At 47.7% G+C, this 13155-nt stretch carries 11 protein-coding genes; 3 read left to right on the top strand and 8 right to left on the bottom strand.

Going from position 1 to position 13155, the window contains the following annotated elements; genetic code table 11:
- Nucleotides 1-44 precede the first annotated feature (44 nt).
- The 7 genes from P5V12_RS18830 to rsmD all read right to left on the bottom strand — a co-directional run bounded on the left by P5V12_RS18830 (nucleotide 45) and on the right by rsmD (nucleotide 7672).
- Entirely contained in the window at nucleotides 45-731 is a 687-nt protein-coding gene (locus P5V12_RS18830; protein ID WP_316954621.1) for a DUF484 family protein, read from the bottom strand.
- Entirely contained in the window at nucleotides 728-1558 is an 831-nt protein-coding gene (dapF, locus tag P5V12_RS18825; protein ID WP_316954620.1) for a diaminopimelate epimerase, read from the bottom strand. Before dapF ends, P5V12_RS18830 begins: the two co-directional genes overlap by 4 nt.
- A 138-nt stretch (nucleotides 1559-1696) precedes the next feature.
- Nucleotides 1697-2941, bottom strand: a complete 1245-nt coding sequence (lysA, locus tag P5V12_RS18820) for a diaminopimelate decarboxylase (protein ID WP_316954619.1) — start codon at nucleotides 2939-2941, stop codon at nucleotides 1697-1699.
- A gap of 27 nt (nucleotides 2942-2968) precedes the next feature.
- The gene (lptM, locus tag P5V12_RS21810; RefSeq protein WP_410483301.1) at nucleotides 2969-3115 is read right to left on the bottom strand and encodes an LPS translocon maturation chaperone LptM; all 147 of its coding nucleotides are present in this window, start codon (nucleotides 3113-3115) and stop codon (nucleotides 2969-2971) included.
- A 96-nt stretch (nucleotides 3116-3211) separates the two neighbouring features.
- Entirely contained in the window at nucleotides 3212-6112 is a 2901-nt protein-coding gene (locus tag P5V12_RS18815) for a class I adenylate cyclase (protein WP_316954618.1), read from the bottom strand.
- Nucleotides 6113-6487: 375 nt separating this feature from the next.
- Nucleotides 6488-6979, bottom strand: coding sequence for a pantetheine-phosphate adenylyltransferase (coaD, locus tag P5V12_RS18810; RefSeq protein WP_316957451.1), 492 nt, complete (start codon nucleotides 6977-6979; stop codon nucleotides 6488-6490).
- An 84-nt stretch (nucleotides 6980-7063) separates the two neighbouring features.
- Nucleotides 7064-7672 (bottom strand): 16S rRNA (guanine(966)-N(2))-methyltransferase RsmD, encoded by a 609-nt coding sequence (gene rsmD, locus P5V12_RS18805; protein ID WP_316957450.1) that lies wholly within the window; start codon nucleotides 7670-7672, stop codon nucleotides 7064-7066.
- A 117-nt stretch (nucleotides 7673-7789) separates the two neighbouring features.
- On the opposite strand from rsmD, the gene ftsY reads away from it, so the two are divergent.
- From ftsY to ftsX, 3 genes are all read left to right on the top strand, one after another.
- Nucleotides 7790-8806 (top strand): signal recognition particle-docking protein FtsY, encoded by a 1017-nt coding sequence (ftsY, locus tag P5V12_RS18800; RefSeq protein WP_316954617.1) that lies wholly within the window; start codon nucleotides 7790-7792, stop codon nucleotides 8804-8806.
- Nucleotides 8807-8870: 64 nt separating this feature from the next.
- Entirely contained in the window at nucleotides 8871-9557 is a 687-nt protein-coding gene (gene ftsE / locus P5V12_RS18795) for a cell division ATP-binding protein FtsE (RefSeq protein WP_316954616.1), read from the top strand.
- Nucleotides 9554-10534, top strand: coding sequence for a permease-like cell division protein FtsX (gene ftsX, locus P5V12_RS18790; protein ID WP_316954615.1), 981 nt, complete (start codon nucleotides 9554-9556; stop codon nucleotides 10532-10534). Before ftsE ends, ftsX begins: the two co-directional genes overlap by 4 nt.
- Nucleotides 10535-10662: 128 nt before the next feature.
- On the opposite strand, the gene P5V12_RS18785 is transcribed toward ftsX, so the two are convergent.
- On the bottom strand, nucleotides 10663-12846 hold the full coding sequence (locus tag P5V12_RS18785) for a hypothetical protein (RefSeq protein WP_316954614.1): 2184 nt from the start codon (nucleotides 12844-12846) through the stop codon (nucleotides 10663-10665).
- Nucleotides 12847-13155: the final 309 nt, after the last annotated feature.

The following is a 13155-nucleotide window of genomic DNA, read 5'->3' as shown; positions in this document are numbered from 1 at the left end:
CGACATCTGCCAGCTCCTGTTGTCTATCTAGGTCGAGGTTTATCTCACAGATACTTGGGTAACAACCGGTTTAACACTTCAGCAATGTATGAGAGAAACAGTGTCCCCATTCCCGAGTTGTAGTATTTGGGGTCTTGATTGCCAATGGCAAGCAAGCCAATAGGTGTGCCGTGAATTAATACCGCAAGTGCAGCAGAGCCGATGTTTGGTGAGTCGTTGTCGAACAAATACTGTATTTCGCGGATATCCAGACCACCACTTACCGCCCTGGGTGATTTCAAGCGTTTGCCAACATGTTCGCGTGCGTTAAATACACTGTCCTGTCGAGCTGCACCGCAATCCAGTTGTTTGGAGCTAAATAGCACCAGGCGGGTGTAATGAATACCAAATTCTTTATCGAAGCTGTAATAGAGTGCATCGACCAGATCGCCAAGTTCATTACATTCCAGTAGAGCGAGTACCAGCCGTTTGGTTTTATCGAACAGGCGATCGTTGTCTCGTGCATTATCCAGCAGGTTACTTAACCGCTGTCGCATTTCCATATTGCGCTCGCGAAGTATGGAAACCTGACGTTCAACCAGTGAAACGGCTCCACCAGAAGCGTGGGGTAAGCGCAGCTCACTAAGCAAATCTGGGTGTGATTCAAAAAAGTTCAAATGAGATCGAAGGTAGAACGAAATGTCTTCTTCCCGAATTGGCGTTTTTGTATCCGTCAGATTGCTATCACTCATATTTTTATTTGCCCATGAAATACAAAGGTGGCAGGTCCGGTCATCATAACAGGCTTGCCCTCTCCTTCCCATTCTATGCGCAAATCTCCTCCGGGTAGATGTACGGTGACATCGTTATCCAGTTGACCGGTTACCTGACCGGATACAACTGCTGCACATGCGCCCGTGCCGCAGGCCAGCGTCTCGCCGACTCCACGTTCAAAAACACGTAGACGGATTTCGCCGCGATTGACAATTTGCATAAACCCCGCGTTGACGCGCTCTGGAAAATCTTTATGCTTTTCCACATGAGGACCAACTTTATGCACTGGGAAACGTTTTACGTCACGTACTACCGTGACCGCATGTGGGTTACCCATGGACACTGCACCAATGGTCAGAGCCTGTTTTTTTAATTGTAGGGAATATTGAGCGTCACGCGAATCCCGTTTAAAAGGAATGTCTGCCGGTTCTAACCTGGGGATGCCCATGTTGACCGTCACGGTATCATCGGCGTGAACCATTAGTGTCATATTGCCACCAGCAGTTTCAACACGGATTTCGCGTTTGTGGGTTAAGCCCCGGTCGCGAACAAATAACGCAAAGCAGCGAGCACCATTGCCGCAGTTCTCAACTTCGCTGCCGTCTTCATTGAATATGCGATATCGAAAATCCGCTTCGCGTGTTTGAGGGGGCTCGACAATCAATACTTGATCGCAGCCAATACCAAAGTGACGATCAGCGAGCTTGCGTGCCCGTTCTGGTGTAATAGTGATTTTCTGGCTGACGGCATCGATCATGACAAAGTCATTACCCAAGCCGTGCATTTTGGTAAAGCGAAGTCTCACAGTGAATCCTTAGAGGACGCGGGAACACTGTGCCGCTTACTTGAGCGGCGTTGTATTACTTATTGGCGTCCTATACAAAAATGACAGTTGGGTGAATAGTACCACTGTTTCTCTCTGTCGTGAGCTATCCGTTAACAGTTAGCCAGGTAAGTATTCGCCTTGAATCAAATCATCGAAAACTTCTCGTTGGCGAATAACGTGATGTTGTTTACCGTCGACAAGTATTTCTGCCGCTCTGCCTCGGCTGTTGTAGTTGGATGACATGACAAAACCGTAGGCACCGCTGGACATTAACGCCAATCGGTCGCCCTGCTGAACCGCGAGCTCACGGTTTTTGGCCAGAAAATCGCCGGTTTCGCAGACGGGGCCAACGATATCCCAGTTTTCTGTTTTCGCTTCAGATTGAGTAAGCGGTTTTATTTCTTGCCAGGCGCTGTACAACGATGGACGAATATTGTCATTCATCGCTGCATCCACTATGGCAAAGTTTTTGTGTTCAGTCGGCTTTAAATAAAGCACTTCGGTCAACATTACGCCGGCGTTGGCGGCAATGGAGCGCCCCGGTTCAAACACAAGGTGTAGGTTACGACCAGCGATTTTGTCTTTAACGGCGTTAACGTATTCGGCAATGGATGGCGGCACTTCATCTTTGTAGGTGACCCCAATACCGCCGCCTAAATCCAGGTGCTCAATCGTAATGCCGCTTTCTGCAAGCTCATCAATTAATGCAAGCAGTCGATCCAATGTGTCGTAGAAAGGTGTAACGTCTGTGAGCTGTGAGCCGATGTGGCAATCTACCCCTACGACATTCAAATTGGGTAATTGTGCTGCCCGACGGTATACCTCTGGTGCCTGGGTAATATCCACACCAAACTTGTTTTCTTTTAAGCCGGTGGAAATATAAGGGTGTGTATTGGCATCCACATCAGGGTTAACACGGATGGAGATGCGTGCAGTTTTACCAAGCTCGCCTGCGACTTTGGACAAAACATCCAGTTCAGCATCGGATTCGACATTAAAACAGTCGATACCCGCTTCCAGGGCGAAACGCATTTCGGTAACAGTTTTGCCCACACCGGAAAAAATCACTTTCCCTGGATCGCCACCCGCTTTTAATACGCGTTGCAATTCGCCTTGGGAAACGATATCAAAGCCGGCCCCCAACTTGGCCAGAACCTGTAACACCGCGATATTGGAGTTGGCTTTTACCGCATAACAGATTTTCCCAGGGTGGTCGCCAAGCGCTTGTGCATAGTCGTTGAAATGTCTTTCAAAGGCTGCCCGGCTGTATACATACAACGGTGTGCCATAGGTGTTTGCCAGCTCATTTAATGAGCATTGTTCGGCATGAAGTTCATTATTGATATAGGTAAAGTCTTGCATGGGTTTTATTCACTGATAACCGCTGGACTATTCGTCTGCGGGTTGGGAGTCACTGGGAAGTTGTTGTTCTTGCTGCACCGGTTCGGCAGGTAGGCGCAACGGCCCCTTTTGGCCACAGCTCGAAAGTGAGCAGGCCAATAGTGTTATTACTATATATATGGCAATACGAGACACGTTGATATATCTAACTCAGGCTGGTTGAGGCGAAGAATTATACCTGCTGCTGCGTTCTTTTTCGATGGGGCTGGAAAATCTAACAGGAGCTTAGCTTTAAGCCCTAAGTAAAATCCCGATCGCTTGATTTAAGCGTGCTTCCAATAGGTGTTTGGTGCTGAGGTAGTGAGTGATTTGAAGTTCATTTTGTTCACTATACTCATCCGCAACTAGGCTGAGGTCCAGATCAGTTATGTAAATCGGGTAATGCTTTTTATCCCGTCGTCGGGACAAGATAAATTGCGCAACCACGAGATAGAGTTGATCGCCAAATGATAGTGCCGAGAACTCCTGATCATCGCAATGGAAATCGAAGTGCACCCTATCGTCGTTGTCTTTAAAAGCGATGGCTTTGACTTCAAACATGGCCACTTGATGAATTTCTGACGAGACTTTTTTGGCCACTGCATTAAAGCTTTGATCCAGGCTTTTTTCCAACTCATAAAAATGAATCGGATAAATACCGAAATCCGCCATCAGGTTTTCATTCATTTGTGTTTGTCGGGTAATCACAGAGCGCAAAAAACGGTGTAACGGTTTTAATGGGCTGTAGTTTCTCTGGCCCCGCCAGACGGTGTGATTAATGGAGCCTTTTTCATCGACAACATACAGCTCTGTGCCAATATCAAAACGCCGAAAATAAACGTTAATGGCTTCCGGGCGGCTGGTTTTTGCAATAGCCTTAATCGGATGGCGTTTTAGCGCGTTGCTGTCTACCACAACCGGGCTGTATCGCTGCTGATCTTTGCCTAGATTCTCAAGTAATCTTGTTTCGGAAGTATGTGATTCGATCAGTAATTTATGACTTTGGAACTGCAGGCTATAGAATCGTCCACCCATTTCAAATAAATAACGTGTTGATGGCGGGTAAGCGCCGCTGTAATAGCACTGGGATATTTCTTTAAACCAGTTGCCGACTCGATGACTGATTATATTGGCGTGTGTACTGCCAATGCATACTACCGACAACTTTGGTGGGCGATGATGGGTGCCAGGTAAGCACAATTGCAGATAATCTTTTAACGCATCGAGCAACGCGGTATCACGATCGAAACGGCGCGTATAAATTTCGTCCCAGCTGTTTCGGGTCACTATATCGACCGAAACCACCAGATTTTCTTCGAAACCGCTGTAGCGCAACGCGTCCATATTGTTGCTTAAACGTTGGATACCCTGTTCATCTAAATGCGGTGCCGGTGATTTACCAACGTTAAGCAGAATCAGTACGTGGGTGGGAGTGGTAACTTTCTTGAAATCTTTGTGGCTTCGTGGTGCCAGAGGTAAAGGCATCCAGTTTTGATAGGTCGATATAAGTTTGCGTAATTCAAACTCAGATAACGAAGGAGCCTGTTGAACTTCAATACGAGTGTCGTAGGTGATGACGCCATTGAAGTAACACCAGAGCACTAATTCGCTCAGGCTCGCGGAGGATTTAATGGCGGTTCCGCCTGGGTGAATATCTTCGGCATCCTGGGAAAAAGCCGTCCAGACTTTGCTGTCTGAGTTTTCGTCGTACACTTCCGACAGACCGACCACATCTTCGGATAAGTCTTTTGATATTCCGGGGTTAACCCATTCTATTTTTCCCGGTTTTCTTTCAAACGCCGCTTGGAGTTTTCGACCCAGTATGGTGATTTCTTCTGCGGAAATTGCTCTGGCTGCGCCGGTGGCAGCAGCAAACTCCAGAAGAATCCGGTAGCAATGGTTAAGTTCACCAACCAGCATGCTGCGTTCGGATGTCACATCGGAGGCTTTCCAATGGTTGCGTTTATCCATCATAGAAATTTGCGATGCGCCCCAGCTCCACTCGGCCACCAGCCTCTCTAGTAGTTGTCGTTGCCAGGATTTTCGAACATTACGAGGTGGCTTGCTTAAGGGTTTGTTCGCTTTAAAGTAGAAACACCTGCGAGCCAATTCGAGTCGTTTTGCCTGCTTATCCCGCTTGAGATATTTTTCTATACGGCGGTAAATCATTAAGTAGCTGTCCAGCTCATCAATATTGATATCCCCCTTGTACACTTTTTTCTTGTAGCTCATTGATAGGGGTTCAATTTTGGGATGGTCCTGAACGTAGGCCTCAAGCAGCAATAGCTTTAATACAGATTTGTAGGGTGATTCGATGGCTTTGTAGAGTTGCCATATGCCTGCGCCGACGAACTCTCCGTCTGGAATAGAAGCAACGCCACCAAAATCCAATACTAAGTCTGAACGCAGAAAGCGTTTATGGAGAAGTTCCTCTGCGTGCTCAGTGTAGTTGTGCTCCGCCTCTGGCGGAACAAACCACCACAGCGGCATGCGGCCGCCGAGGTAAATAGCTGTGCGATAAAATTCGTCGAGCAATAAAAGTCGTTGTGCTGAGCCGCTGGATTCTTCATTTAAGGCGGAAATATTTCCTTGCTTGAAAGAGTCGCACTCCATTAAAAAAATGTGCATCTCCAGGCGCATTCCATCAGCCCAATCACAAATCTTGGTGCACTTTTCTTCCAGTTCCTTCAGTGCGGTTTTGGACAAACCCGGGCGATGGCAAAGCCAAATATCTAGATCACTCTTTTCGCTTTGGGCTATGGTGCCGACGCTGCCCATGATATAGATACCATGGATGTCGTCTTCTTTTTCTGGCTCGTAGGTAAGCGTAAAACTACGTGCGATGGTTTTACCTAGGCGAAGGTCGTTTTTGTCGGGCTTATAGTTCGAAAGGCGAGCCGGTGTCTGGCGGGATACATAGCCAGGTAGCATTGGGTGGTTGCAGTGAAATAACAGTGGCAATACATCGATGATTCGTTGCTGGCGTTCGCTTAATGCTTCTCGCATGCGTTGCAGGCGGCCCAGGTTTATCTGCATAAACCGCTTGAGCAATACATTCAAGTTATGTCGGTCGAAGCTATTTTCCAGTGCAATAGGCTGCTGGGCTTCGCGTGTTGCCGCCGGTTTATTCAATGCGTTTGCCGAAAATTTCACTCTGTAATTCCTGGTGAAGATCTCTCTAGGGTTATCGTCCGCTGAGCATTAACCTGTAGAGAAAAGCCGCTGGCTTATAGGGAGGAATTACGTTTACTAAAAGGGGCGTGTCACCTATTTCCTTAAAACGTGTGACTCAGTTCGTAATATATGAATATTAGCAGGCACAGGTCGGCTATGGAGTTATAAAGAGCGCCAACGAATATGATATTTAGTTTGGTTTTTTGGCGTTTTGATGATCTTTTTGCAAAGCAATAAGGTAGGGTTATTAAAAGCAGTTTTTAATGCCCGTCAGTGTTGAAAACCAAGTGCTGAATGTTGGAAAAATTATTTCTGATGGGCTGGCTGAATACCAGAGGTAAAGCCGGGCTAGATTTAATCCCGGCCTAATGATTGGTATTTGTTTTTTAATGCTTCTTCAACCATTTTAGGTACAAACTTACTTACGTCACCGCCTAATGAAGCAATTTCCCGAACCAGTGAAGAGGAAATATAAGAAAGGTGTTCTGCGGGCGTCAAAAACAGGCTTTCCATTGATGGGGCAAGAGCTCGATTCATATTGGCCAGCTGGAATTCGTATTCGAAGTCAGAAACAGCTCGAAGGCCCCGAACAACACCATAAGCGCCCTTTTCCTCGACTAGATCTTTCAGTAGGCAGTCGAAGCCGCAAACTTCAATATTGTTGTATTTGCTAAGTACCTGCCTTGCCAGCTCAACACGCTCGGCAAGAGTGAATAACGGGTGTTTTTTGGTACTCGCCGCAACGGCAACAATCACATGGTCAAACAGGTGGCTTGCCCGAGCAACCAAGTCGATGTGTCCATTGGTGATAGGGTCAAATGTGCCTGGATAAACAACGCGTTTTATGGTGCTCTGTTTGTTCATGGTTATTGTTTTCGTTTTGGTATTGTGTGTCGGGGCCGGCGATTTTAGCCTGCCTGCCAGATAATGTCAGTCCCTATCTCCGAAGTGGCACAAGATACAACGTACATCCCCGTTTATTTTTTCACGATGCGGTGCCCATTCGTGGGGAAGTTCAAGTATGTGATTTTTTGGTGCTTCCAGATAAATCATACTGTCTTCCGCCAGCCAGTTGTTTTGTTGTAGTAAATCGATGGCGTTCTGCCATAGGTCAGCAGCAAAGGGCGGATCGATAAACACAATATCGAACTTCTCTGTCGCCGGTCTGGATAGCCAGCCGAGCGCATCCGTGTTGGCCAGCGACGCTGTCAGTGATTCTACATCCAGCGTATGAAGGTTAGATGCTAATTGCCCGGCCACTTTGGCGCTGCGTTCAATAAATTGTGTGTGTCTGGCTCCTCGGGATAGTGCCTCCAGGCCCAGAGCGCCGGTGCCGGCAAATAAATCGAGGCAGTTGGCACCCGGAAGCCAGGGAGCAATCCAGTTGAATAAGGTCTCCCGCATACGGTCACCGGTGGGCCTGAGCCCTTCGTGTTCCAGCACCGGTAACTTTCGGCTGCGCCAAGTGCCGCCGATGATGCGTATCTGAGATGAGGATTTTACTTGGGAAGTTTTTGGGTTTGTTCGCTTTTTAGGCACTTTAAAGTCTGCTCTTGGGCTTATGGGCAGATTGCTTGATTCCACCCCTCCTATTACACCAATTCAGTGGTAGGATTACGCGCAAATAAAACATGTTGGTATTGAACGAGATTCATAATGTTTTTTAAACGTAAAAAAAGCAAGGCCGATCAGGACAAACCTCAGGAAGCTGCCGCAGTAGAATCGACAGAGGAAAGTAAGCCTGAAGGTCTTTTTGCCCGCATTAAGCGCGGCTTGGCTCGAACCAGTAGCCAGTTTTCTGAACAACTGGGTAGTCTTCTTTTAGGCAAAAAAGAAATCGATGACGAGCTATTGGAGGAAATCGAAACGCTGTTGTTAACCGCTGATGTGGGAATGGACGCAACGACAGAAATTATCGAAGACCTGACTCAGCGCGTGGAGCGTAAGCAGTTGGCGGATTCAGATGCATTGTTTGATGCGTTGAAGAATTCTCTGACGGGAATGCTGGATAACGTAGAGGCGCCGCTGGAGATCAACGCAGATCATCAACCCTTTGTCATTCTGGTTGTTGGGGTGAATGGTGTGGGTAAGACCACCACCATCGGTAAGTTAGCTCGCCGTTTTCAGGATGAGGGAAAGAGTGTCATGCTGGCTGCCGGGGATACTTTCCGGGCGGCTGCGGTTGAACAACTGCAAGTTTGGGGAGAGCGCAATAACGTGCCTGTGGTGGCACAGCATACAGGTGCGGACAGTGCCTCGGTGATATTCGATGCGGTGCAGTCCGCAAAGTCACGTAATGTCGATGTTGTTATTGCTGACACAGCAGGGCGTTTGCATAATAAAAGTAACCTGATGGATGAGTTGGAGAAGGTAAAACGTGTTATTGGTAAGGTAGATGACACGGCTCCCCATGAAGTGTTATTGGTGTTGGACGCTGGAACGGGCCAGAATGCGCTAAGTCAGGCTGACTTATTTAATAAAGCCGTTGGCGTAACGGGCTTGGCATTGACCAAGTTGGATGGTACTGCCAAGGGCGGTGTGATTTTCGCGTTGGCTCAAAAATTTGCTATTCCAGTGCGTTTCATTGGTGTTGGGGAAAGTGCGGAAGATTTGCAGCCTTTCTCTGCGCAAAGCTTTACTCAAGCCTTATTTGGTGACAAGGCGAGCACGTAACCTTGTCATAAGTCGAAAAACAACTGAGCTCATTCGGGATAGAGCGATATAAAGAAAAGAGTAGATGATTAGCTTCAGCCAAGTCAGTAAACGGTACGAAACCGGACAAGAAGCCCTGTCGGGAGTGTCTTTTGATATTCAGCAGGGCGAAATGGTGTTTTTAACCGGCCATTCGGGCGCGGGGAAAAGTACCTTAATGAAGTTAATCATGCTTATGGAGCGCAGTACTCATGGTCAGGTTGTGATTGCCGGGCGTAACCTCAACCGCATGCGACGCAGCCAGATTGCATACCACCGCCGTCAAGTGGGGGTGGTCTTTCAAAACCATCAGTTATTGTTTGATCGCAATGTCTATGAAAACGTAGCGCTACCCTTACAGATTGCCGGCTATCAGTCCAAAGAAGTTGGTCGCAGAGTTCGGGCGGCGCTGGATAAGGTTGGGTTGCTGGATAAAGAAAAACAAAACCCGATAGCCCTTTCGGGGGGGGAGCAGCAGCGTGTGGGTATTGCCCGAGCGGTGGTAAATAAACCCCCTCTCCTACTTGCTGATGAACCAACCGGAAACCTCGATCCGAAACTGTCGGCAGAAATCATGGATTTGTTTCGTCAATTTAATGCGGTTGGGGTCACCATTATGATTGCCAGTCACGACCTTGGTTTGATTCAGCGGTTAGGGCATAGAACCCTCACATTGGCTAAGGGACAGATCGTGCACGATGGTCAGCTGGTTGATACTGAGGTGGTGAGATGATTCGTTCCAATCAAGTTGAAAAAAGTCAGGGGGCGGTGCAAAGTCGAACCACCTTTGGCGATAAGCTTTCCAGTTGGTGGATCCACCATCACACCTCTTTTTTGGGCGCGTTTTCCAGATTGATCGCCACACCGGTGCAAACGTTAATGACCTCCCTTGTCGTGGCCATCGCCCTCGCCTTACCTGCGACCTTATTTGTGGCGTTAAGTAATATCCAGGAGTTGGGTGATAACTGGGATGCCCAACCGAAAATATCGGCTTACCTGAATGTTCGTGCACGAGAGGCGGCGATTTTAAGCTTTATCGATGAAGTGAAGCGCATGCCGGATGTGGCGCGTGTTGAGCACCTGTCTCCCGCAAAAGCGTTAGAGGACTTTCAAAAATATTCTGGTTTTGGCGAGGTGTTATCCGGTCTGGATGAAAACCCCTTACCAGCTACCGTTATCATCACACCCAAATCCTCATTGCAGCCCCATGAATTGAAGCGGTTGGGTGAACAGATTGCAAAAAATCCCATTGTTGATGAAGCCAGCCTGGACATGGAATGGGTGAAGCGTTTGCGCGAGCTTATGGTTCTGGGCAAAAAGATTGTGGTTGCGCTTGCGTCACTGCTTGGGCTCGGTGTGCTTTTGGCTGTTGGTAATACTATTCGCCTGGCAATTGAAAACCGTCGTGATGAGATTGTGGTGGTGAAATTGGTTGGCGGTACCGATGCATTTGTTCGTCGCCCGTTTATCTATGCGGGTGCCTGGTACGGATTCTTTGGCGGTGTCATTGCCAGCATTATCGTGGCTGTTGGCTTCTTTACATTGTCAGATACAGTAGGTCGCTTGGCGTTTTTGTATCAAAGTGATTTTTCGCTACAGGGTCTTAGCTTTGGACAAAACCTGCAACTGCTTTTGGTCAGCACATTATTAGGGTGGGCAGGAGCGAGGTTGGCGGTTGGTCGGCATTTAGCATCTATCGAGCCAAAGTAATCAATGCAGCCTATAAATACGCTTGGGCTGCTCTAATAGAGCGCGCGAGGCCAAGCGCATATCTAACGTAATATTTTATGAGTGATCGCTCTCTGACAGTAAATTGATCGAAAGCGATCCTTCTCACATTATTTCAGTGCATTCCAGCTTTCTATCCCTGCATCCAGTGCAACGACTGCGCCTGCGTTCTCCTGTAACGAACCTCCCATCGCATTTTTGTTAAAGCGGATTGTGTAAGTAGTTCCGCCGTTAAAGTTGATGGTGACGATGTACTCAGCTGTGTTTTCGCTGACTGATGCGGTGTTAATCAAGCCGTCAATATCCAGAACGTTCAGGAAATAGGCCTGCGCATCTGTTGAGCTGATTTCAATCCGGTAGCCGGTGGTGAGATTACCTGCAGCATCAGTGTAGCGGCTGACGATATCTTCCATACCACTGTAACTTACCACGGCTTTTGTGGAGGTACTGGGGTTGGGGACTAGAGGGATAAGCTCAAGTGATGACATACCCCCTTGCATCAGGTAATTGTTGCCGTTTACCGTTGGTGAAAATGGCGTATTGAGTTGCCAGATTTTCCGGGTATCGGAAGAGGCATTATCCGTAACCTTGTCTAACACAACCAATGCACCCTCTTTGATAAATACCATCTCTCTGCGGGCTTGATCCAGTTTTTGGCTGTGGCTTGGGGAGGTGTAATCGTATATTGGCTTGGTATCTACCGCGACCCACAACCAATTAGCCGTGTTTGTCATACCAAAAATATTGGGTGCTGGTGCATCCCAGGTTGTGGTGACCGTTTCGCTAGTTGCCTGGTCTACAATACGAACAACGTTATGGAACTCTTCTTCAGCCCGAATACCTGAGTGGGTATTGATCTGCTGGTCGTAGGCCAGCCACTCGTTTTTGTAGAGGTAGAAACCACCTTTATCCCGGTGATCATGGGACTCGGTAAATGGGCCAATCGTTGTTGAAAAATGCGCAGCGCTTGACGTCCAGTCGGTTCGGCTGAATAGATGGCCGGTGCCTGAAGCGTAGTAACTGTTGTTGAGAATATCCGGTTGTTGTGCAGGAATATCGTCTAAAGCGTAGAGAAAATCGTAGACAAAGTTAAAGCGGTGATACTGTCGAGTAACACTGCTGTTCGCCAGTTGCGTTTTTACCACACCGGAAATAGCTTCTTGTGGGTGTAAAAAGGCCGATTCGAGCATCAATGTACGGTGATAGTCAAAGAAGGCGGCAGAAGAGTCTCTCGCGTGGTCACCAAAAGGCACCAGGTAATCTCCTGTTGGCATTAACGCGTGAACCATGTAATAACTATTTTCCAATGCATGGTCGGTCAGGGTCGTAATATCTGTCCCACCGCTTTGACGCCACCAATCGAATAGGCGGTAAAGGTCTCTAAGGGAAGATCCGTATCCGGTACCTTCCCGAGAGCCTCCACCGACGAGTTCGGCGTTGAATATTGGGATTAATTGGTCGGTGATCTTGGTTTTGAAAAAGATATCTTCCCACTTACCTTGAGCTCCGTATGTTAAGCCGTCATTTTTAAATGCGAGGCCCGTGAGCATGGTGGCTTCAAGGAAACTGTAGTAATAATTGTTGTAAGGGTTGTCTATTGACCAGCCACTCCAAGTGTAGGTCACCCCTCCCCACGAAGCGGAGGTGGGGTTCCAAATGTTGTACACGGTTTGGTCAGCGTAATCTCTCCAACGTCTGACCATGTCGCTGGTAAGGAAGCTTGAACACCAGTCGCGAACCAAAGCAATATCACCAATTGTACCGCCGGAATGTAGGTAGCTATCGCCCGAAACCTCTGCTTTTTGGCCTGAGTTGATAAGCGTTTCTTCTCCCCGGACGAATTCATCTATGTTTGCCACTGCGTATTGGCAGTATTGGGGTTCCTCGGTGAGTTGATACATTAATGCGGCAAACCATTGCTCAAAACCGTAGACGCCACCAGAGGCCAGTTGCAAGTCGACTATGTCTTTAAAGCGTACGGCAGCTGCATGGTTGGTTTGCAGCATACCGCTCAAATGACTGATCAGTTGTGTATTTAGAACGATACTTGCTGTTTTGAATACTGGGGGGGGGCCAGATGAGCCGCTACTGGAGCTCGAGCTTGAGCCTGAAGTCGATCCCGAAGAACTGGAGTTTGAGCTGGAACTCGAACTGTCAGTAGGTGAGTCGGGTTTGGCGACTAACGATTTACTGCCGTCACCTTCGCTACATGCGCTTAGTATGCCGAGAAACGCTGTTAAGATTAAAGCGGATCGGCAACGGGTAACGAAGGTAAAAATTAAAGAAAGGCTCATTCGATATCCTTTTAGGCGGTTATGCAAACTGACATTCTAGCTATACAAATCAATAGATGAATCAATACGTTTGAGGTAAATCATTCTATTGAGCTTTTCCTTATTCTACGCGACAGAAACGACAGTTTTTGCGAAAAATGGCACCCCAAAAGGTGATCTCTCGCCCAATATTGGCCATATGTGGCGTGATAGTCTTCAAGATAGAAAGGAATATTAGGGAACTCTTATGGTGGGCGTTGCTCTAAACCCGAGTAAAATGGGTGGTTTAAATATGGGAATTTATTCGTACATATTTTTTTCACATTTGAT

Source organism: Teredinibacter sp. KSP-S5-2 (genome assembly GCF_032773895.1).
GTDB lineage: Bacteria > Pseudomonadota > Gammaproteobacteria > Pseudomonadales > Cellvibrionaceae.
The sequence above is the reverse complement of the archived record's forward strand: the minus strand, read 5'-3'. Positions and strand labels throughout refer to the sequence as shown.